Here is an 18,768-nt window from a genome sequence, read left to right as displayed (position 1 = left end):
CGCCCGTGGGCGATCCTATGCGCCTGTTCTGGCACCGTCGGGACCTCCGCGTCAGCGACAATCGTGGCCTCGCGGCGGCCGCCGACGCGGATACGGTCGTGCCGGTGTTCGTCTTCGACGACGCCGTCCTCGAACACGCCGCCGACCCCCGTGTCCGGTTTATGCTCGACGCACTTGCAGTGTTGCGCGAGGAGTACCGCGACCGCGACTCCGATCTGGTCGTCGCCCACGGCGACCCCGCCGAGGAACTCCCCCGCATCGCCGCCGAGTTCGACGCCGAGGCGGTCGTCTGGAACGAGGACTACTCCGGACTCGCCCGCGAACGAGACGCCCGTGTTCGCCGGGCACTCGACGCCGAAGGCGTCCACCGCGAGACGCACCACGACGCCGTCCACCACGAACCCGGAACGATCACGACGAACAAAGGAGAGCCGTACGCGGTGTACACCTATTTCTGGAAGAAGTGGCGCGACCGCGAGAAGGCCGCCGCGTTCGACGCGCCGACGGCCGCAGACCTCGCAGACGTGTCGGGCGACCCTCTCCCGAGCATCGAGGATCTGGGCTTCTCAGAGCCCGAGGCAACCGTCCAGCAGGCTGGAACCGAAGCCGCCCGCGACCGCCTCGCGGCGTTCTGTGAGGACGCCGTCTACCGCTACGACGAAGACCGCGACTACCCGACGAAAGACGCTACCTCCCGCCTCTCGACGGACCTCAAGTGGGGGACCATCGGAATCCGTGAGGTGTACGCGGCCACCGAGGAAGCGAAAGCGACCGCGGAAGCCGACGGCGACGACGACGCCGTGGAGTCGGTCGAGGAGTTCCAGTCGCAACTCGCGTGGCGGGAGTTCTACACCCAGGTCCTGTGGGCCAATCCCGAAGTGGTCACGTCGAACTACAAGCAGTACGAGAACGACATCGGGTGGCGCGAGGGTGAGGACGCCGACGAACACCTCCAGGCGTGGAAAGAGGGGAAGACGGGCTACCCAATCGTCGACGCCGGGATGCGCCAACTCCGCGAGGAGGCGTATATGCACAACCGCGTGCGGATGATCGTCGCGTCGTTCCTGACGAAGGATCTGCTCCTCGACTGGCGCCACGGCTACGAGCACTTCAAGGACCACTTGGCGGACCACGACACCGCCAACGACAACGGCGGGTGGCAGTGGGCCGCCTCGACGGGCACGGACGCCCAACCGTACTTCCGCATCTTCAACCCGATGACGCAAGGGGAGCGCTACGACCCCGACGCCGAGTACATCAAGGAGTACGTCCCCGAACTGGCGAGCGTCTCCGCCGACAACGTCCACTCGTGGCACGAACTGTCGGTCGGTCGCCGCCGCCAACTCGCGCCGCAGTACCCCGACCCGGTCGTTGACCACTCGGAGATGCGCGAGGCGGCCATCGCGATGTTCAAACGCGCCCGCGGGGAGGAAGTCGACGCCGACTGAGCGAGCACCACCGTCGTCGCGACCCGCTGTGATTCAGACGCCGACCTCGGTGACGCCGAGTATCGCCCCGCAGGCGGCACACTCCCACACCGTCGCGTCGCCGTTGTATTGCGCGTCGGTGTCGCTCTCGACGACTTCTCTGAGTTCCGTCTCGCAGTGGGGACACGCTCCCATACGCCCGCCGTGTGAACGCTCGCCGAAAACGCTTGCCGCCGCGTCGGTCGGGATACGGCTTTCACCCCGGCGTCCGAACGGACGGATATGAACGTCGCAGTCTTGCTGTACGAGGGGTTCGACGAACTCGACGCGGTCGGCCCGTTCGAGGTGTTCCGCAACGCCGAGAGCGCCGGCGCAGACTTCCACACCCGACTCGTCTCGCTCGACGGCCCCGGACTCGTCACCGCGAGCCACGGGATGCGCGTCGAGGCCGAGGGCGAACTCCAAGCGCCCGGCGACCTCGACTTGCTCGTCGTCCCCGGCGGCGGGTGGAACGACCGTAGCGACGCCGGCGCGTGGGCGGAGTACGAACGCGGCGCGATTCCGGACGCGGTGGCGGCCCACCACGACGCGGGCGCGACCGTCGCCTCCGTCTGTACCGGCGGGATGCTCCTCTCGAAAGCGGGTATCCTCGACGGTCGGCCCGCGGTCACGCACGCCTCCGCGCTCGACGACCTCCGCGAGACGGACGCCGAGGTGCGTGAGGAACGCGTCGTCGACGACGACGACGTGCTCACCGCCGGCGGCGTCACTTCCGGTATCGACCTAGCGCTGCACATCGTCGAACGCGAAGCGGGCATCGACGTCGCAGAGTCGGTGGCGACGACAATGGAGTACACCCGTCAACACGAGGCGTACGAACCGACGCCCATCGAGGGTGTGGAGTAGGACGGGACGGCTCTCGTAACACGCACAGCAAGGGAGTTGGTTCCGTTCGAGCGATAGATACGGAGGAGCACTATCTCACTTCGATACTCGATCTATTCAGAAGCTGTCAGAATGAGCGTGCGAGATGCAGAGGGTCCATACAGCATCGAATACGACACCGGTAATCTGGACTAGTGCACTCCAATCGGGGCATTCGGTCACATCGCATATTCTAGCCGTGTACACCGGCAACAGCGAGCTGAAGTGCCTAAGACTGACGAATTGATAGCTGAGCGTGGACGCTACTTTCCGGATGCCGAACGGGGCTGAACCAAGAGCGATCAATCAATAAGGGTTGTAACCACGAGTACCCACTACATTATGGACTGGTCCGTGGTAAGACGAAGAAATGAGTCCTCCACGAGTCCGTCCAGATAGTCGTTGATGCCCTCCGCGATGAGTTGCCGTCGCTTGCCGAGGAACTCCTCGTAGTTCTACTTTTCCAGAGCCGTTCGTCTAGCGGAATAAACGCGGGTTCCAGCGCACCTAGCTGATTCTCGCGGACGGTTGGGAGATACTCAGTCGGTCGTGAATCGAATATGTCGAGGTTTCCCGATTGGGTGAGCGGGACACGGTTCGCGATTTCATTCACACGCTCCCTGTCGTGGTGGTTGTTCCCCGAATCGTATCCTGCCCGTTCTAACTGGGCTCGCGGGAAGATATGATGGCTTTGAATTGCGTAACGATCTCCACCGTCACAATCCAAACCTTGCAACTGAGCCGGTATGGATGACAAATCTTTATGAATAATAATTAAGTAGAGGCAGTACTTCAGAAATATGATGTTCTCTACTGACCGAGCCGACCAACCTGAACTGCAATCGGTCCCGACACCCGCTGTGGCGACCACCGCGGCGGAGGAGGTGGACCGATGAGTTCGCCAGAGCAGATGTCCGATGGCGACATCGACTATGCGACCGAGACGGCACAGGCGTACCTGGAGGATCTCGAGGATGCGATGCGCCGGGAGGATGCCGCCGCTGCGGCGGAGATGTTCTGTGCGGAGAGCTACTGGCGCGACCTGGTCGCGTTTACCTGGAACATCAAGACGGTGGAGAATCCCAGTGGCGTCGAGGATATGCTCGAGGAGACACTCGCGCACACCGGTCCGTCGGACTTCGAGCTTAGCGAGCCGGCGGAGGAGGAAGATGGGATCATCACCGCCTGGTTCACCTTCGAGACCGAGGTGGGTCGTGGTGAGGGTGTCGTCCGGCTGAAAGATGGCGGTGCGTGGACCTTCCTGACCGCACTGACGGAGCTGAAGGGGCACGAGGAGCCCAAGGGCAGAGACCGACCGATTGGCGCAGAGCCGGTTGCGGACGCAGACCGCAAGACGTGGACAGAGCGCCGTGAAGAGGAACTGGAGAACCTGGGGTACACCGAACAGCCGCACACCGTGATCGTCGGTGGGGGACAGGGCGGCATCGCACTCGGTGCACGGCTCCGCCAGCTCGGCGTGCCCACGATCATCGTCGAGAAGAACGACCGGCCGGGCGACTCCTGGCGCAACCGGTACAAGGGGCTCGCGCTGCACGACCCTGTCTGGTACGACCACCTCCCGTATATCAAGTTCCCCGACAACTGGCCGGTGTTCTCACCGAAAGACAAGCTCGGCGATTGGCTGGAAATGTACACGAAGGTGATGGAGCTGAACTACTGGTCGAAGACCGAGGCCACCAGTGCACAGTACGACGAGGAGACGGGCACCTGGGAGGTCGAGGTCAACCGCGACGGTGAGGAGCTCGTGCTGCGCCCACAGGAGCTCGTGATGGCGACGGGAATGAGCGGCAAGCCCAACGTACCCGACCTCGACGGCGAGGAGCGCTTCAACGGCGAGGTACACCACTCATCCGCGCACCCCGGCCCCGACGAGGAGTATGAAGGCAAGTCCGTGGTAGTGGTGGGCTCGAACAACTCAGCCCACGACATCTGTGAGGGGCTCTGGGAGGTCGGCGCCGACGTGACGATGGTGCAGCGGTCATCGACGCACGTCGTCAAGACGGACACACTGCTGGAGCACGGACTCGGTGATCTGTACTCCGAGCGAGCCGTCGAGAACGGCATCGACACCCACCGGGCGGACATGATCTTCGCATCCGTCCCGTACCGCATTATGAACGAGTTCGAAAAACCCAAATATGACAAAATGAGGGAGATCGACGCCGAGTTTTACGAGGCGCTCGAGGACGCTGGCTTCATGATCGACTTTGGTCCCGACGACTCGGGGCTGTTCATGAAGTACCTCCGCCGTGGCTCGGGCTACTACATCGACACCGGCGCCAGTCAGCTCATTATCGACGGAGAGATCGAGGTGGCCAATGGGCAGGTAACTGAGTTCACCGAGGATGCGATCCTGCTGGAAGATGGCACCGAACTCCCCGCCGACCTTGTCGTGTACGCCACGGGGTACGGCTCGATGAACGGCTGGGTGGCCGGCCTAGTGGATGAGGAGACGGCGCGGCAGGCGGGGAAGGTCTGGGGGCTCGGCTCAGATACGCCCAAAGACCCCGGACCGTGGGAGGGCGAGGAGCGCAACATGTGGAAGCCGACGCAGGTGGAACAACTGTGGTTCCACGGTGGCAACCTGCACCAGTCACGCCACTACTCGCTGTATCTGGCGCTGCAGTTGAAGGCACGCTATGAGGATATCCCCACGCCGGTGTACGACAGGCAGGAGGTCCACCACGAGGGGATCTAGCGGCCGCTCTCCCAAGGATGGTCGCCTGACAGGCGATGCACCTTCGGAGATCGGATGGCTGGTCGGCATCACCTCAGGTGGTGCTCGCCGTCCGCACTCGCCGGCCGAACTGCGCCGCAGGTGGTGTGTCCATCGCAAGCACGTGCGCCCTGACCAGATCCATCTCCACCTCGAGGCGGGCCACCAGTGAGATCAGCTCCTCACGGGCGGCCCAGCTCACACACGCATCGGCACCGATCCGTTCGTTCGAGCGCTCGCCTTAGCCCCGCTCGTCGAGTTCGGCAGCGCCCCCGAACTCGAACGTGTTCGTCGCGAACTCGACCGCGCCGAGAAACTGGAGGCGTCGGAATGATCGCCTCAACCACCGTCGGCGGTCTCATCGACGAACCGTCGCGCCGTGTCGATTACTTTGAGGTCACCTCCAAGGGCCTCGACGAGCGGTTCCATCTCGCCGAGCCGGCCACGGCGAATACCGTGATCAACCACAACGTGATCGAAGATATCTCCAGCGCCGAGACGATCTGTCGGAAGCCGTCAAGATCGACGGAGACGGGAGTGGCCTGGCGTTCCGGGCGAACAAGTTCCTCGTCGCGGTCGGTCTCAATCCCGTCGAACTGGTAGAATTTTGTTCGGACATATACAGCACGCTGGCTCTGTTGAAATCCTCAGGGAGTTACAGGTACACCCGGTAATCTGACCAGATGGAAGCCCTCCCGAAATCGCGGTTGCTCCGGTTCGTTGAGCAAGCGATCCACTTGGCACGCCGAGCTGTCGCTCCCTACTCATCGAAGTTCTCCAAACGCCGGTACACACTCCACCAGCACATCGTTCTCCTCTGTCTCAAAGTTCGGAAGAACACGACTTACAGGACGCTTCTCGACGAACTCATCGAGATGCCCCGCATTCGGAAAGCCATTAATCTAGACGAACTCCCGTCGCCCTCAACGTTGTGTAAAGCGTTCAACCGGCTTGATATGGCAGTCTGGCGTGTCCTGCTCAACCTCTCGATCATGCTTCTCCCGACTAACGGTGTCGTTGGGATCGACGCTTCCGGCTTCGACCGGAGTCACGCCTCGAAACACTACACGAAGCGAACGAAGCTGACGATTCAGCAGTTGAAAGTGACACTGCTCGTAGACACGAGAGCGAATGCTATCCTCGATCTCCACGTGACGACGACCAGAAAACACGACTCACAGATCGCTCCGTCGCTCATCAAGCGCAATGCCGAGAATGTGGCAATCCTCCTCGGTGACAAGGGTTACGACGACCAGAAGGTTCGCGCGTTAGCCCGTGACGCTGGTGTTCGTCCCCTCATCAAGCACCGAGAATTTTCGTCGCTCCACAAGGCGTGGAATGCTCGACTGGACGCCGACCTCTACGGTCTACGGAGTCAGAATGAGACGGTGAACTCCAGTCTCAAACGGAAATATGGCGCATTCGTCCGCTCACGATACTGGTGGAAGCAGTTCCGTGAACTCGTTGTCGGTAGTCTCACACACAACATCGACAAGACACTCTGAACGTTAGATGTAGAGATTAGATGCAGCACCACAGTCTGTAAACAGGTATTATTACCTGAAATGGACAATAATGGGTATGGTCTCTGAGCAGACATGGGTCGATGCTGGCCGTGCACTCGCCTTCTTACTTCTATATGGACTCACCAACGGAGTACTCGCTACCACGGCACTCGCGCCAGACCTTCATCTCTACCTGCGGGTCGCGGTTACACTGATACTCAGTCTTGGAGTCTTCGCAGCAGTCGATGTTATACCTCGCTTGATTCGTGGTGACCGGCCGCTCCTCGGATCAGACAGCCGCCTCTACTCAGTACGAGGGGTGGTCTTGCTGATACTCGTCATTCTCGTAACAGCCCTGATCGCTGACCTGCTCCGAGCCACAACCGAACTTTCGGAGAACGCCCTCATCAACACAGCGGTCGTGGTCGGTGCTATCGTTGTCCTCGGCCCGGTCGTCGGCTACTACTGGCGTCAGTCGGTCGCACAGACCCGGTGAACACCTCCTTATCGACTGCACACTCGCAAGTGGGAGTCCGACGAAATTCCGTCTACTTGCTCATAAGCCAGTTGTAGAAAATATGCACACCTACCTAATGACGATCTCAGCATGGAAGTGTTGACTCAATAGGGTTTCAACAGAGCCAGCACGCTCTCTATCAGCCGTTTTCAGTAAACTCACGTCGAATCAACAGCGTCCACAGAGCAAACGGATCGAACCCCAACTGAGTCGAACAGCGGGACCCCGCCGTTCACCTCCCTCACTCACGAACCAACGGTGCGAGCGCAACCGCCGCCAGCGCCGCGCACACAGCGAGGCCGTACCACCCGAGGTCGTAGCCGACGCTGTCGGCGAGATACCCAAACGCGGGCGGCGCGAGCAATCCCCCGAGGTTGATAGCCGTCTGCCCGCCCGCCGTCGCCGCGCCAACCTCGTCGTCGTCGACGAGGGCGGTGAGACAGCCGTAGTACATCCCCGGAAATCCGAGGACGAAGAAGCCGAGAAGCGTGAACGCGACCGCCGCGACCAACGGCCCACCGACGAGCGTGATGGCGACGAACCCGACCGCCGTGACGACCGACTGGACGAGCAACACCCGCGCGTTCGCAACCGACGCGGACAGTTGCAACCGATCAGCGATGGTCCCGCCGCCGAGCCGACCGAGGCTTCCCGTCACCTGTATCGCCGCCAGCGTCCCACCGGCGACGGCGGCCGACGCCAACACGGAGTCGGTCATATAGAGGACGACGTAGCCAGTCGTCGTGAACACCGCCGCGCCGAGGAAGAAGCCCGAGAGGAGGAGGCCACGATAGCCCGACCCGGCCAACAGCCCCCGAATGTCTGGGAATGCGAGCGTCCCGGAGCCTTCCTTCCCGTCGTAGCCCCACGCGAACACCGCAGCGACCACACAGGCGACGCCCGCGGCGACGAGGAAGCCCGCTTCCCAGTCGGCGTTCGTGCCGGCGACCGTGATCAGACCTGCCGAGAGGCCCGACCCGACGGTGACGCCGACCTGTTTCACGTTCATCGCGAGGTTTCGTTGGCCCGCGGGTGCGACGACGAGGACGGCCCGGTTCGTCGCCGGCATCGCCGTCGCGTAGGCGACGCCGACGAACACCAGCGACGCGAGTACCAGCGGGTACGTCGGCACGAACGCGACGGCGACACACCCGGCAGCCATCAACAGGAGACCGCCGACCATCGGCGGTCGCTCGCCGTACGCGTCGACGACCGCACCGGCAACGAACAGCGCGGCGGTGTAGCCGCCGATGACCGCCGTCACTGCCAGCCCGGTTCGAAAGCGGGTGAGGCCGAAATCGGCACGCAAGAAGGCCGTCGTCGCGAACACGGCGTAAAAGCAGATGCTCGCGGCCACCTGCCAGCCACCGACGAGTCCGACGCCGCGCCACTCGCGCACGTTGTCGTGTGCGTTCCACCGGGGCCTGCTTCCGTCGGTACCGGCGAGGCAAGCCGCGAGTTGGAGGGATTGTAGTCACTCGTTGCTATGCTGACAACATCGCGAACTCGAGGTGAATCGAACGCCAGTACAGTGAATCCGCCGAGCCGACAGATCGCAAGCAGGCGCTTAGACGGCGAACGAAAGGGTCTTGTCAAGTGCTACCAGTCGACTTCTCAATCTTTAACAGCTCTCACGCCAATGTTGTAGCCGGAGGGATACTATCATGAGCGACTACGAACTCGACCCACTGCCGTACGATTACGACGCACTCGAACCCCACATCTCCGAACAGGTCCTGACGTGGCACCACGACACCCATCACCAGGGCTACGTCAACGGCTGGAACTCCGCCGAGGAGACGCTCGCGGAGAACCGCGAGGAGGGTGACTTCTCCTCTTCCGCGGGTGCCATCCGCAACGTGACCCACAACTCCTCGGGTCACATCCTGCACGACCTGTTCTGGCAGAACATGAGCCCCGAGGGCGGCGACGAGCCGTCGGGTGCGCTCGCGGACCGCATCGCCGAGGACTTCGGCTCCTACGAGGCGTGGAAGGGCGAGTTCGAGGCCGCCGCCGGCAACGCATCCGGCTGGGCCCTGCTCGTGTACGACACGTTCTCGAACCAGCTGCGCAACGTGGTCGTCGACAAGCACGACCAGGGCGCAATCTGGGGCGGTCACCCCGTCCTCGCACTCGACGTCTGGGAGCACTCCTACTACTACGACTACGGCCCGGCACGCGGCGACTTCATCTCCGCGTTCTTCGAGGTCGTCGACTGGGAGGAGCCCTCGGCCCGCTACGAGCAGGCCGTCGAACTGTTCGAGTAAGGTCGCACGCGGACACACGTCCGCGCTCCGACGAACGGACCCGGAGGGGTCCGAGCAGACCACGACGTTTCTTTCGACGCTTCGCCGACAGCGACAGCGACGGCGACGCCACCGCACGCGCCGCGACTGCCGCGGCACCCGCACTTACGGCTCCCGCGAACGAGTGATAGATATGCCACTCGCCGACGGCGTCCACGTACTCGAACTGACCATCGACCGACCAGACGGCGACGTCGTGCTCCGCCCGACCGCCGTCGAGACGCCCAAGGGCGTCCTCCTCGTCGACACCGGCGTCCCAGGGCAAGTAGACGACATCGGGCAGGCGCTCGCCGACTGTGACCTCGACATCGCAGACGTTCGCGGCGTCGTCCTCACGCACCACGACGGCGACCACGCCGGGTCGCTCTCGGCGGTCCTCGACCGTGCCGACGACCCGGCCGTGTACGCGCACGAGGCCGCCGCGCCCTTCGTCGACGGCCGGTCGTTCCCCCTGAAGACGGCCGAGGACGACGAGCGGTATCCGTCCGCGCCGGTCGACGTGGAACTACAGGACGGCGTCACCTTCCGCACGGACGCGGGGCCGATGCGAGCAGTGTTCACGCCCGGCCACGCGCCCGGCCACCTCGCGTTCCACTTCCCCGACGCCGGACTCCTCCTCGCGGGCGACGCCCTCCGCGGCGAGGGTGGGGAACTGAGCGGTCCCGCCGAGCAGTTCACGCCCGACTTCCCCGCGGCGGCCAAGTCTGTCGGCCGACTCGCGGAACTGGACGTGGAGACGGTCCACTGTTTCCACGGCGGCACGGTCGAGGCCGGAACCGACGACATCAAAGCGGTGTACGAGTCGCTGGCGGCCGAGTATCTCGACTGATCGCGGTCGAACTGTCCCACCGATCCGTCGCCGAATGAGTTAGGTGACTTCCGTCCGCCGTATCCGCCGATGGAGCACATCGCCATCGACGACGTGGATCCGAGCGGATTCGGCAATGACGTGGCCGTGCGCCGCCTCAGCGGCCCACTGGGTGCGGACGACCTCGCCATCAACCACTACCGACTCGACCCAGGTGAACGATTCTCTGGCGGGAAACACACCCACCTCGACCAGGAGGAACTGTTCGTGGTCCTCGACGGGACGGCGACGTTCGACACCGAGGAGGGAACCGTGGAGGTGAGCGAGCGCGAGGCGATCCGATTCGCGCCCGGCGAGTACCAGACCGGCTACAACGACGGCGACGACCCGGTCGCGGCGCTGGCGCTGGGCGCACCCGCCGACTCGACGGAGGTTCGCGTGCCGGTGGAGTGCCGCGAGTGTGGCCACGAGGCGCTGGCGGCCATCCCCGCCGAGGAGGGGATGGCGTTCGAGTGCCCCGAGTGCGGGACCGAGGCCGACCTGCCGACGTAACGAGCACGGCCTGCGACGAGAGCGACCCGCCGCGCTTTAGCGGGCCGCCGGCGAACGGGCGAGTATGCCCACGCCGAAAGCCGACTTTCCTGACCTGTTCCCCTGCGACTTCTACACGCCCGAGGAACTGTTCGAGGCCGACCAGATGTACACGGTCTACGAGACCGCGCGACTCCTCCAGGGACTCGAACCGGACGCCGAGATCGACGAGGGGACCGAAGACGTCCTCCTCGACTGGGCGATTCCGTGGATTATGGTCCACTCGACGGATCTGGTGATCGCAGAACCGCGCTCCGAGGAGGAACCGGGCTACTACGGCCTGAAACGCGACGAAGACCTGCCCGGTGCGAGCGGGGACGCCGCCGACCAGTGAGACTCCTCGTCGTCGGCGCGGACCGGGTCGACGCGGGGAAGACGACGTTTGCGGTCGGACTCGCGGCCCGACTCCGAGCCGAGCGTAGCGGGGACGACCTCCGCGTCTACAAGCCCCGCGCAGGCAACGACTACTGGTTCGACCACGACGACGTGCGCCGAGCGATCGATGAGGGGCGACTGTACGGCAAGGACGTCGCCCGACTGCTCGACGCCGCCGGGAGCGACGCCCCTCACGAGACACGGAACCCGATCCACCGCCTGTGGCGACCGACGCCCGACACGACCGGCCTCCTCGGTGAATCCGGGCGGTCGTTCGTCGTCGACCGCGTCACCACACCCGAGGGCGACCAGTGGGTCGTGAACGGCGAGGTCGACCTGCCGAGCCCGATTCGGCGTGCGCTCCCGTTGGATGACGCGCGGCGCGTCTCGTCGGTTCGCGAGGTAAACACGGCCGCACGCGACCTGCACCTCCCGGCGCTCGACCGACTCGCGGCGCAGGTTCGCGAGTCACCACTCGGCGGCGACGCGCACGGAACAACGGCCCTCGTCGAGTCGTACGGCGACGTGGCACTCCCACTCCGTGACGTTCGATTCGACGCGGTGGCAGCCGTCGACCCGGGTCGTTGCCGCGTGTACGACGGCGATCGGTGGGCCATCGCACGCGACGCCGCGGTCGGCGACCGCGGAGATGGAACGCTCGAAGTGAGCGTCTCGCGTGTGACCGAGATGCTCGACCCGGTGTCGACGCACGCGCTTTGCCCGCTGACGGGCGGGCAGCGATCTGCACCCGACGCCGTGGCGGAGACGTACACCGACGCCTACAAGTCGCTGGTGGCACAGGCTCGGAAAGAGTAGTCGGCGGCGACGCTACCGCATCCGTGCCGCCCGCCCCGCGAGTTCGACGTGGTCGAACGGCGCGTCGAGGACGCTCGGGCCGTGGCCGACGTGCATCTCGCGGAAGTCGTCGCCGACACGCTCACGAACCCGGTCGATGCTCCGGATGAGCGCTTGGCGGTCGCCCTCCTCTAAGTCCGTCCGCCCGAAGCCGCCGTTCTGGAAGATCAGATCGCCCGCGAACAGCACGCCTGCGTCGCCGTCGTACAGGCAGAGGTGGTCGTCCTTGTGGCCGGGCGTGTGGAGCGCCTCGTACGTGCCGAGGCCCATCTCGACGGTTCCCTCGTCGGGAATCTCGTTGTCGACCGACGGCTGCTCCGTGTCGAATCCCCACGTCTCGACGCCGAAGGCGTCACACACCGCCTCGACGTTGCCGACGTGGTCGTGGTGCGTGTGGGTGAGGACGACGGCGTCGAGGTCGTCGACGCGTTCGCGGATCAGCGGGAGAATATCGAAGTTCGAGCCAGTGTCGACGAGGACGCGCCGCCCGGTCTCGCCGTCGTCGTTCGCGGCCGGGGAGTCCGCCCGTGGCGGTCCCGAGACGAGGAACGCGTTGCTGGTGAACGCCTGGACGCCGGCGGCGAGGTTGTGGATCATAGACTGAAGTAGACGGCGGCGGGTCTTGGGGGTTCGCGTTTCGACGCTCGTCTGCTCAGGTCGGTACCTCTATCAACTGCGGGCCGTCCCTCTCGCGTATGCAGCAGTACCTCTCGACCGTCGAGGACGCGCTTCGGGACGGCACCTACAAGCCGAACCGAACGGGCGTGGACACGCTCTCGACGTTCTCAGCACACTACGAGGCCGACCTCGCGGACGGGTTCCCACTTTTGACGACGAAAGACCTCTCGGGATTTCGATGGCGGTCGCTCATCCACGAACTCCTGTGGTATCTCTCGGGCGAGGAGCACATCCGCGACCTCCGCGAGAAGACGGGTATCTGGGACGCGTGGGCCGACGACGAGGGGCGCCTCGACACCGCCTACGGCCGCTTCTGGCGACGCTACCCGATCCCAGAGGAAGGACTGGAGGGGGAGACGTGGCCCGACGACACCCAACGCTGGGTGAACGACGACGAGCGAACGTTCGACCAACTCGCGTACGTCCTCGACACCCTCCGCGAGAACCCCCAGTCGCGCCGCATCGTCGTGAACGCGTGGCACCCCGCGAACGCGACCGTCTCGACGCTCCCGCCGTGTCACTACACGTTCGTCTTCAACGTACAGGGCGACCGCCTCAACCTCCATCTCACCCAGCGCTCGGGCGATCTGGCGCTCGGGATTCCGTTCAACATCGCCGCCTACTCCATCCTCCTCACCGCCGTCGCGCAGCGAACCGGCTTCGAACCGGGGACGTTCGCCCACAGCGTCGTCGACGCACACGTCTACTGCGGCACCGGCGAGCGCGGTGACTGGTACGGCGCGAACCGCGAGCAGTTCGCACGGCGCGTCGCCGACGCGGACTCCCCCGCCGACTACCGCGCGGCCGCCAACTGGGTGGAGTCGGCCGCGCCCGCGGAAGCCGACGGTGACGAGAAGAAAGACCACGTCCCCGGCCTCCTCCGGCAACTCGCGCGGACACCCCGTGAGAAACCCGAGTTGCGGGTCGCCGACAAGCCCTTAGACGAACTCGCGTTCGACGACATCGAACTGCTGAACTACGACCCCGCGCCGGGCATCGAGTTCGCGGTCGCGGAGTGATGGCGGGCGCCGACGAACCGGCGGACGCGACCTCCGACGACCGGGTCACCGTCGCGCTCATCGCGGCCGTCGCCGCCAACGGCGTCATCGGTGCCGACGGCGGAATGCCGTGGCACCTCCCCGCGGACCTGCGCCACTTCAAACAGACGACGACGGGTCACCCGGTCGTGATGGGCCGGCGTACCTACGACTCTATCGCCGCCGACATCGGCGGGCCGCTTCCCGACCGGACGAACGTCGTCCTCTCGCGGTCGGACCCGGACGTGCCGGAGGACGTGGTCGTCGTCGACTCCGTCGACGCCGCCGTCGACGCCGCGAGCGAAGCGGCCGAACAGATGGGCGTCCAGACGATGTACGTCGCCGGCGGCGGGCACGTGTACGAACAGTTCCTCCCGCGCGCAGACCGACTGGTGTTGACCGAACTCCACGACGCTCACGAGGGTGACACACATTTTCCTGAGTTCGAGCGCGATGAGTGGGTCGAGGTCGAGCGTGACTCTCACGAGGCGTTCGACTTCGTCGTGTACGAGCGTCGGTCCTAATCCAACGCCGTCCCCAACGGCTATCGGCGTTCCAGTCGTCCCTCCGGTATGACAGCACGTCCGCTCGCTGCGCTCGCGTGTGCGCTTCTGCTCGTCCTCGCGGGGTGTGCGGCGAGTCCCGGCGGTGCAGGCTCCGTCGCAGACGGCGGGACACAGACTGCACCGCCCGGGTCCGGTGGAAGCGGTGCGACCGAAGCAGCCCCGGAAGACGGCCTCCGCGTGACCGTCGTGGAAGTCGTCGACGGCGACACCGTCCGCATCGAGTACGAGAACGGGACGACCGACACCGCCCGATTACTCGGCGTCGACACGCCCGAGATATTCGGCGAGAACAGCCCCGGCGAGTTCGAGGGCGTCCCCGACACGGAGGCGGGTCGCGCGTGTCTCGACGAGTACGCCGAGCGAGCGAGCGCGTATGCGAAGAACCGCCTCACTGGCGAGGAAGTCGTCATCGCGTTCGACGCGAACGAACCACGGCGTGGCTACTTCGACCGCCTCCTCGTGTACATCCACCACGACGGCGGATCGTTCAACTACGCGCTCGTCGACCGCGGCCTCGCCCGCGTGTACGACTCCTCGTTCGAGCGTGGTGACGCCTTCTACGCCGCCGAAGAACGCGCGATGGCCGACAATCGCGGCCTCTGGTCGTGTCGCGACGGCACACCTGCCCCCGCTGGCGAGGGTGAGACCGAACCGGCACCGTCCGCGACGCCGACGCCCAGTGGTGGCGACGTCGTCGTCTCACAGATCCACGCCGACGCCGAGGGCGACGACGCCGAGAACCTCAACGACGAGTACGTCGTGATCGCGAACCGCGGCGACGACGCGGTCGACCTCTCGGGGTGGACGCTCACCGACGCCGCTGGCTTCGAGTACGTGTTCCCCGAGGGGACGACGCTCGCGGCCGACGCGACCATCACCGTCCACGTCGGCAGCGGAACCGACACCGACACCGACCTCTACTGGGGCCGGAGTCGCCCGACCCTCAACAACGGCGAGGAGACGGTGACGTTGCGAGACGCCAGCGGTGCGGTCGTCGCCGAACGGAGCAACTGAAAACCGGTCACCTCGGCCGAGAACCGCCACCGCGGCCGCATTTATTCTGCGAGCGGATCGATACGGGGTATGCCACACCTCAGATTCGACCTCTCCGTTCCCGTTGGAGACGACGACCGTGCCGCGTTCGCCGCGTGGGTCGCCGAGACGTACGGCGACGTGATGGACACCGGAACCGACCACGTCGGCGTCGTCGTGACGGAGACGGACCCGCACCTCGGCCAGGCCGACGACGACGACCCGGTGGCGTTCGTGAACGCAGACATCCGCGTGGGACGGACGACCGACCAACGCCACAACCTCGCCCGACGGCTGACGAGCGAACTCGGCGAGCGATTCGGGATTCCCGAACAGACGGTGTACGTCGTGTTCACCGAACACGAGGGTCCAGACTTCGTCCTCGGGGGCGACCCACTCGACTCGTGGGACCCGGACGAAGCCACCGCGCCGGAGCAGTCGGAGTAGGAGTGACTGGATCGACCTGCGGCGTCGACACAGCACCGCCGCTCACCAGCAGGTAATAGTCCGTTCAACGAGTACACACGAGTATGGCGAGTAAAGCGACGTTCGAGGTGTATCAGGATACGGCAGGGCAGTGGCGCTGGCGACTCGAACACGACAACGGGAACATCATCGCCGACTCCGGCGAGGGGTACGCGAGCAAGCAGAAAGCCGAGGAGGGAATCACGAGCGTCAAGCGGAACGCACCGGACGCGAACGTGGTGAAGGTCGACCGCTGAGGCCGTCGCCCCCGACCCGGTCTCGTCACCCGATCGGAGCCGTCAGCTAAACCTCCGTTTAGGGAGGCTTTTTCCGGCGTGACCCCATACCCGTGAGCGATGAACGCACTCGCGACGACACACGTCGGTGAGACTCGATGAGGGGTAACGACCAGCAGGCGTACGACCGCGGAACGTCGCTGTTCTCGCCGGACGGGCGCATCTACCAGGTGGAGTACGCACGCGAGGCCGTCTCGCGCGGCGCACCCTCCGTCGGCGTCCGCACGAGCGACGGCGTCGTCCTCGCGGCGCAGGCGCAGGCATCCTCGACGCTGATGGAGTCGGAGTCCATCGAGAAACTCCACAAACTCGACGACCACGTCGGCACCGCCAGCGCCGGCCACGTCGCCGACGCCCGCCAACTGATCGACTACGCTCGCCGGATGGCGCAGGGCAACCGCCTGCGGTATCAGGAGCCTGTCGGCGTCGAGACCCTCACGAAGTACATCACCGACCACATCCAGGAGAACACCCAGCGTGGTGGCACCCGCCCGTACGGCGCCGCCCTCCTCATCGGCGGCATCGAGAACGGCCAACCGCGCCTGTTCGGTGCGGACCCGTCGGGGACGCCCCACGAGTGGAAGGCGACCGCCATCGGCGGCTCCCGGCAGCAGATTCAGGAACTGCTCGAAGAGGAGTGGAGCAAGGAACTCACCCTTGACGACGGCATCGGCCTCGCGCTTCGTGCGCTGTTCCACGCGAACGACGAACTCACCGCCGACGACCTCTCGGTCGCGACGGTCTCCGAGGAGGGGTACACGTCGTTCACCGCCGACGAGATCGCAGACCTCGTCGACGGCCTCGACCTGCCCGATGCGGACGAGGACGCGGACGAGGACGCCGAGTAACGGATACGGCTCCCGTCGTCGCCACGCCGCCTTCGTCCGTCTGCTGACGGGCGGTTTTACGCCGATCCGACCCTGCAAAGCGGTATGACCGACGACTCACTCGCGACGACGCTGGACCGTGTCCGCGTATACCCAATCAAGTCGCTCGACGGCGTCGACGTCGACGCCGCGACGCTCGCCGACGGCGGCGGTCTCGCGCCCGACCGCGAGTTCGCCCTCCTTGACGCCGACGGCGACTACGTCAACGGGAAGAACGAGCGACGCATCCACCGCGTCCGCGCCGACATCGACCTCGATGCGCGCATGGTCGGCCTCGACGCGCCCCGCGACGACGACGCGCCAGCAGCGGCGACGTTCCACCTTGACGACGACCGCACAGGAATCGAGACGTGGCTCACCGAGTTCCTCGACTACGACGTGTCGATGGTCGGCGAACGCGCTGGTGGATACCCGGACGACACCGAACTCACGGGGCCGACGGTCATCTCGTTAGGAACGCTGCGCGTGGTCGCGTCGTGGTACGACGGGGTTTCGGTCGACTCGATGCGACGCCGCCTCCGCGCGAACGTCGAACTCGCGACCAGGGAACCGTTCGCTGAGGACCGCCTCGTCGGGGAACTGGGTGAACGCGTCCGCTTCCGTGTCGACGACACGGACCTCCTCGGCGTCAACCCCTGCCAGCGGTGTGTCGTCCCCTCGCGCGACCCCGACACCGGCGCGGAGACGGATGGCTTCCGGACGCGGTTCGTCGAGAGACGCCGCGAGACGATGCCGCCGTGGAGCGGCGGCGGGCGCTTCGACCACTACTTCCGACTGATGGTGAACACGGTCGTCCCCGAGTCGAGTGTGGGCGGCACGCTCCGCGTCGGCGACGACGTGCGACTCGTCGGGACGGAGTCGGCGTAGAATCGGTCCGTCTGCTTGCGGGCGCGGGCGACGTTACTGGCCGTGTTCCTCGTACTCCTCGGGCGTGTACGTCTTGATCTCTAAGGCGTGCACGTCGCGCGTCATTGCCTCGCCCACCGCGTCGTACACCATCTGGTGTTGCTGGACGAGCGACTTCCCATCGAACGCTGGCGAGACGACGACGGCGGCGAAGTGGGCGTCCTCGTGGTCCGGGTCGGGCGCACGCGGCGTCGTGACGGTCGCCTCGCAGTCCTCGATGCCCGCCTCGATGGCGGCCTCGACGTCGGCGGCAGTCATACTCATACCTCTCTGTGTGCGAGCGGCGGGCAAAAAGCGGTCGATGCGGGCAGTCGAGTCTGGCCCCACGGAGTGCCGACGCGCTTACCACGGCCGACGGGAAACGCTCTCTCGTGCCACCGGGAGCAGCCGCCGACGACCCGGAATCGCTGGTCCACGAGCGACTCCTCGCGGAACACGAGACGCTGTTCGACGCGGTGAGCGCCTGTGCCGACGCGGTCGCGTCGCGGTGGGACGGTGACGCGACTACCGACCGCGACGCCGTGGTTCCGCCGCTGCACGAGGCACTGCGGCAACACGGTGTCCTCGACCACGTACCGACGATGCTCGCGACGGGAGCCGACGCACTCGGCGTTCGCCTTCCGGCCGCACCCGTCGCCGCGCCGCCGTACCTCGTCGTGACTGCGACCGGCCCCGTCGTCCGCGCGACACTCCCCGAGGTTGGGCGACTGGTCGTCTCCGTCGAGGTGTTCACCGTCGACCGCTCCGGCGACGCGCCGACGTATCGGCGCACGGAAGGCGACGCCGGCGAGATTCTGACAGTCGAACTCCGGTAATCTGGTGGCGACACCTGTGGACTTTTGCAGGCTGGCGGAAA

At 65.4% G+C, this 18,768-nt stretch carries 22 protein-coding genes and 1 pseudogene; 19 read left to right on the top strand and 4 right to left on the bottom strand.

All coding sequences use genetic code 11. The annotated features are described in order from the left end of the window. Positions 1-17: 17 nt before the first annotated feature. Positions 18-1,448 (top strand): cryptochrome/photolyase family protein, encoded by a 1,431-nt coding sequence (locus P0D77_RS09350; protein ID WP_277552755.1) that lies wholly within the window; start codon positions 18-20, stop codon positions 1,446-1,448. A gap of 33 nt (positions 1,449-1,481) precedes the next feature. On the opposite strand, the gene P0D77_RS09345 is transcribed toward P0D77_RS09350, so the two are convergent. Then, complete coding sequence (locus P0D77_RS09345; RefSeq protein ID WP_277552754.1) at positions 1,482-1,622, bottom strand: hypothetical protein; 141 nt, start codon at positions 1,620-1,622, stop codon at positions 1,482-1,484. Positions 1,623-1,709: 87 nt separating this feature from the next. Here P0D77_RS09345 and P0D77_RS09340 point away from each other — a divergent pair, with 87 nt between their 5' ends. The 5 genes from P0D77_RS09340 to P0D77_RS09320 all read left to right on the top strand — a co-directional run bounded on the left by P0D77_RS09340 (position 1,710) and on the right by P0D77_RS09320 (position 7,089). Further along, the gene (locus tag P0D77_RS09340; protein WP_277552753.1) at positions 1,710-2,333 is read left to right on the top strand and encodes a DJ-1/PfpI family protein; all 624 of its coding nucleotides are present in this window, start codon (positions 1,710-1,712) and stop codon (positions 2,331-2,333) included. Positions 2,334-3,243: 910 nt separating this feature from the next. Then, a complete protein-coding gene (locus P0D77_RS09335) occupies positions 3,244-5,070 on the top strand; it encodes a flavin-containing monooxygenase (protein WP_277552752.1) in 1,827 nt (608 codons plus the stop codon). 348 nt (positions 5,071-5,418) lie between these two features. Further along, positions 5,419-5,691 (top strand): hypothetical protein, encoded by a 273-nt coding sequence (locus P0D77_RS09330; protein ID WP_277552751.1) that lies wholly within the window; start codon positions 5,419-5,421, stop codon positions 5,689-5,691. 80 nt (positions 5,692-5,771) lie between these two features. After that, positions 5,772-6,593: an IS5 family transposase gene (locus P0D77_RS09325; RefSeq protein WP_277552750.1), complete on the top strand. Its 822-nt coding sequence runs from the start codon at positions 5,772-5,774 to the stop codon at positions 6,591-6,593. Positions 6,594-6,669: 76 nt separating this feature from the next. Then, entirely contained in the window at positions 6,670-7,089 is a 420-nt protein-coding gene (locus tag P0D77_RS09320; protein ID WP_277552749.1) for a hypothetical protein, read from the top strand. Between the two features lie 262 nt (positions 7,090-7,351). Here P0D77_RS09320 and P0D77_RS09315 read toward each other — a convergent pair whose 3' ends face one another. After that, positions 7,352-8,509: an MFS transporter gene (locus tag P0D77_RS09315; RefSeq protein ID WP_277552748.1), complete on the bottom strand. Its 1,158-nt coding sequence runs from the start codon at positions 8,507-8,509 to the stop codon at positions 7,352-7,354. Positions 8,510-8,774: 265 nt separating this feature from the next. Here P0D77_RS09315 and sod point away from each other — a divergent pair, with 265 nt between their 5' ends. The 5 genes from sod (at position 8,775) to P0D77_RS09290 (ending at position 12,006) form a co-directional block, all read left to right on the top strand. Next, positions 8,775-9,377 carry a superoxide dismutase [Mn] gene (sod, locus tag P0D77_RS09310; protein WP_277552747.1) on the top strand — a complete coding sequence of 201 codons (603 nt, stop codon included), beginning with the start codon at positions 8,775-8,777 and terminating at the stop codon, positions 9,375-9,377. Positions 9,378-9,549: 172 nt separating this feature from the next. Then, the gene (locus P0D77_RS09305; RefSeq protein ID WP_277552746.1) at positions 9,550-10,245 is read left to right on the top strand and encodes an MBL fold metallo-hydrolase; all 696 of its coding nucleotides are present in this window, start codon (positions 9,550-9,552) and stop codon (positions 10,243-10,245) included. Positions 10,246-10,314: 69 nt separating this feature from the next. Beyond that, entirely contained in the window at positions 10,315-10,776 is a 462-nt protein-coding gene (locus P0D77_RS09300; RefSeq protein ID WP_277552745.1) for a cupin domain-containing protein, read from the top strand. A gap of 64 nt (positions 10,777-10,840) precedes the next feature. Continuing rightward, the gene (locus P0D77_RS09295; protein WP_277552744.1) at positions 10,841-11,149 is read left to right on the top strand and encodes a DUF5827 family protein; all 309 of its coding nucleotides are present in this window, start codon (positions 10,841-10,843) and stop codon (positions 11,147-11,149) included. Beyond that, positions 11,146-12,006: an ATPase gene (locus tag P0D77_RS09290; protein ID WP_277552743.1), complete on the top strand. Its 861-nt coding sequence runs from the start codon at positions 11,146-11,148 to the stop codon at positions 12,004-12,006. Before P0D77_RS09295 ends, P0D77_RS09290 begins: the two co-directional genes overlap by 4 nt. 12 nt (positions 12,007-12,018) lie before the next feature. Here P0D77_RS09290 and P0D77_RS09285 read toward each other — a convergent pair whose 3' ends face one another. Beyond that, the gene (locus tag P0D77_RS09285) at positions 12,019-12,642 is read right to left on the bottom strand and encodes an MBL fold metallo-hydrolase (protein ID WP_277552742.1); all 624 of its coding nucleotides are present in this window, start codon (positions 12,640-12,642) and stop codon (positions 12,019-12,021) included. Positions 12,643-12,740: 98 nt separating this feature from the next. Here P0D77_RS09285 and thyA point away from each other — a divergent pair, with 98 nt between their 5' ends. From thyA to P0D77_RS09250, 7 genes and pseudogenes are all read left to right on the top strand, one after another. Then, positions 12,741-13,742, top strand: a complete 1,002-nt coding sequence (thyA, locus tag P0D77_RS09280) for a thymidylate synthase (protein WP_277552741.1) — start codon at positions 12,741-12,743, stop codon at positions 13,740-13,742. Further along, positions 13,742-14,284 carry a dihydrofolate reductase gene (locus P0D77_RS09275; RefSeq protein ID WP_277552740.1) on the top strand — a complete coding sequence of 181 codons (543 nt, stop codon included), beginning with the start codon at positions 13,742-13,744 and terminating at the stop codon, positions 14,282-14,284. The genes thyA and P0D77_RS09275 overlap by 1 nt, the downstream gene beginning before the upstream one ends. Before the next feature lie 48 nt (positions 14,285-14,332). Further along, positions 14,333-15,340: a lamin tail domain-containing protein gene (locus P0D77_RS09270; protein WP_277552739.1), complete on the top strand. Its 1,008-nt coding sequence runs from the start codon at positions 14,333-14,335 to the stop codon at positions 15,338-15,340. A gap of 69 nt (positions 15,341-15,409) precedes the next feature. After that, positions 15,410-15,805: a tautomerase family protein gene (locus P0D77_RS09265; protein WP_277552738.1), complete on the top strand. Its 396-nt coding sequence runs from the start codon at positions 15,410-15,412 to the stop codon at positions 15,803-15,805. An 86-nt stretch (positions 15,806-15,891) separates the two neighbouring features. Continuing rightward, positions 15,892-16,065: pseudogene (locus tag P0D77_RS09260) on the top strand (HVO_2922 family protein); the annotation flags it as partial. A 152-nt stretch (positions 16,066-16,217) separates the two neighbouring features. Further along, a complete protein-coding gene (psmA, locus tag P0D77_RS09255; protein WP_277552736.1) occupies positions 16,218-16,967 on the top strand; it encodes an archaeal proteasome endopeptidase complex subunit alpha in 750 nt (249 codons plus the stop codon). 84 nt (positions 16,968-17,051) lie between these two features. After that, positions 17,052-17,873, top strand: coding sequence for an MOSC domain-containing protein (locus tag P0D77_RS09250; protein WP_277552735.1), 822 nt, complete (start codon positions 17,052-17,054; stop codon positions 17,871-17,873). Between the two features lie 33 nt (positions 17,874-17,906). On the opposite strand, the gene P0D77_RS09245 is transcribed toward P0D77_RS09250, so the two are convergent. Further along, positions 17,907-18,170 carry a BolA family protein gene (locus tag P0D77_RS09245; RefSeq protein ID WP_277555774.1) on the bottom strand — a complete coding sequence of 88 codons (264 nt, stop codon included), beginning with the start codon at positions 18,168-18,170 and terminating at the stop codon, positions 17,907-17,909. Between the two features lie 113 nt (positions 18,171-18,283). On the opposite strand from P0D77_RS09245, the gene P0D77_RS09240 reads away from it, so the two are divergent. Further along, the gene (locus P0D77_RS09240) at positions 18,284-18,727 is read left to right on the top strand and encodes a DUF7988 family protein (protein ID WP_277552734.1); all 444 of its coding nucleotides are present in this window, start codon (positions 18,284-18,286) and stop codon (positions 18,725-18,727) included. The last annotated feature ends 41 nt before the right edge of the window (positions 18,728-18,768 follow it).

Origin of the sequence: Halobaculum limi (assembly GCF_029490015.1) — an archaeon.
In the GTDB taxonomy this organism is placed as follows: Archaea; Halobacteriota; Halobacteria; order Halobacteriales; family Haloferacaceae; genus Halobaculum; species Halobaculum limi.
Note: the sequence above shows the minus strand (reverse complement) of the source record. Positions and strands in the feature narration are given on the sequence as shown.

Bases quoted from the DNA above. Each gene is read 5' to 3' on its own strand.
- P0D77_RS09285 (WP_277552742.1), bottom strand. From the start codon at position 12,642: ATGATCCACAACCTCGCCGCCGGCGTCCAGGCGTTCACCAGCAACGCG.
- P0D77_RS09300 (WP_277552745.1), top strand. From the start codon at position 10,315: ATGGAGCACATCGCCATCGACGACGTGGATCCGAGCGGATTCGGCAAT.
- P0D77_RS09325 (WP_277552750.1), top strand. From the start codon at position 5,772: ATGGAAGCCCTCCCGAAATCGCGGTTGCTCCGGTTCGTTGAGCAAGCG.
- P0D77_RS09320 (WP_277552749.1), top strand. From the start codon at position 6,670: ATGGTCTCTGAGCAGACATGGGTCGATGCTGGCCGTGCACTCGCCTTC.
- P0D77_RS09350 (WP_277552755.1), top strand. From the start codon at position 18: ATGCGCCTGTTCTGGCACCGTCGGGACCTCCGCGTCAGCGACAATCGT.
- P0D77_RS09250 (WP_277552735.1), top strand. From the start codon at position 17,052: ATGACCGACGACTCACTCGCGACGACGCTGGACCGTGTCCGCGTATAC.
- P0D77_RS09265 (WP_277552738.1), top strand. From the start codon at position 15,410: ATGCCACACCTCAGATTCGACCTCTCCGTTCCCGTTGGAGACGACGAC.
- sod (WP_277552747.1), top strand. From the start codon at position 8,775: ATGAGCGACTACGAACTCGACCCACTGCCGTACGATTACGACGCACTC.
- P0D77_RS09335 (WP_277552752.1), top strand. From the start codon at position 3,244: ATGAGTTCGCCAGAGCAGATGTCCGATGGCGACATCGACTATGCGACC.
- P0D77_RS09340 (WP_277552753.1), top strand. From the start codon at position 1,710: ATGAACGTCGCAGTCTTGCTGTACGAGGGGTTCGACGAACTCGACGCG.
- psmA (WP_277552736.1), top strand. From the start codon at position 16,218: ATGAGGGGTAACGACCAGCAGGCGTACGACCGCGGAACGTCGCTGTTC.
- thyA (WP_277552741.1), top strand. From the start codon at position 12,741: ATGCAGCAGTACCTCTCGACCGTCGAGGACGCGCTTCGGGACGGCACC.
- P0D77_RS09295 (WP_277552744.1), top strand. From the start codon at position 10,841: ATGCCCACGCCGAAAGCCGACTTTCCTGACCTGTTCCCCTGCGACTTC.
- P0D77_RS09270 (WP_277552739.1), top strand. From the start codon at position 14,333: ATGACAGCACGTCCGCTCGCTGCGCTCGCGTGTGCGCTTCTGCTCGTC.
- P0D77_RS09345 (WP_277552754.1), bottom strand. From the start codon at position 1,622: ATGGGAGCGTGTCCCCACTGCGAGACGGAACTCAGAGAAGTCGTCGAG.
- P0D77_RS09275 (WP_277552740.1), top strand. From the start codon at position 13,742: ATGGCGGGCGCCGACGAACCGGCGGACGCGACCTCCGACGACCGGGTC.
- P0D77_RS09245 (WP_277555774.1), bottom strand. From the start codon at position 18,170: ATGACTGCCGCCGACGTCGAGGCCGCCATCGAGGCGGGCATCGAGGAC.
- P0D77_RS09330 (WP_277552751.1), top strand. From the start codon at position 5,419: ATGATCGCCTCAACCACCGTCGGCGGTCTCATCGACGAACCGTCGCGC.
- P0D77_RS09305 (WP_277552746.1), top strand. From the start codon at position 9,550: ATGCCACTCGCCGACGGCGTCCACGTACTCGAACTGACCATCGACCGA.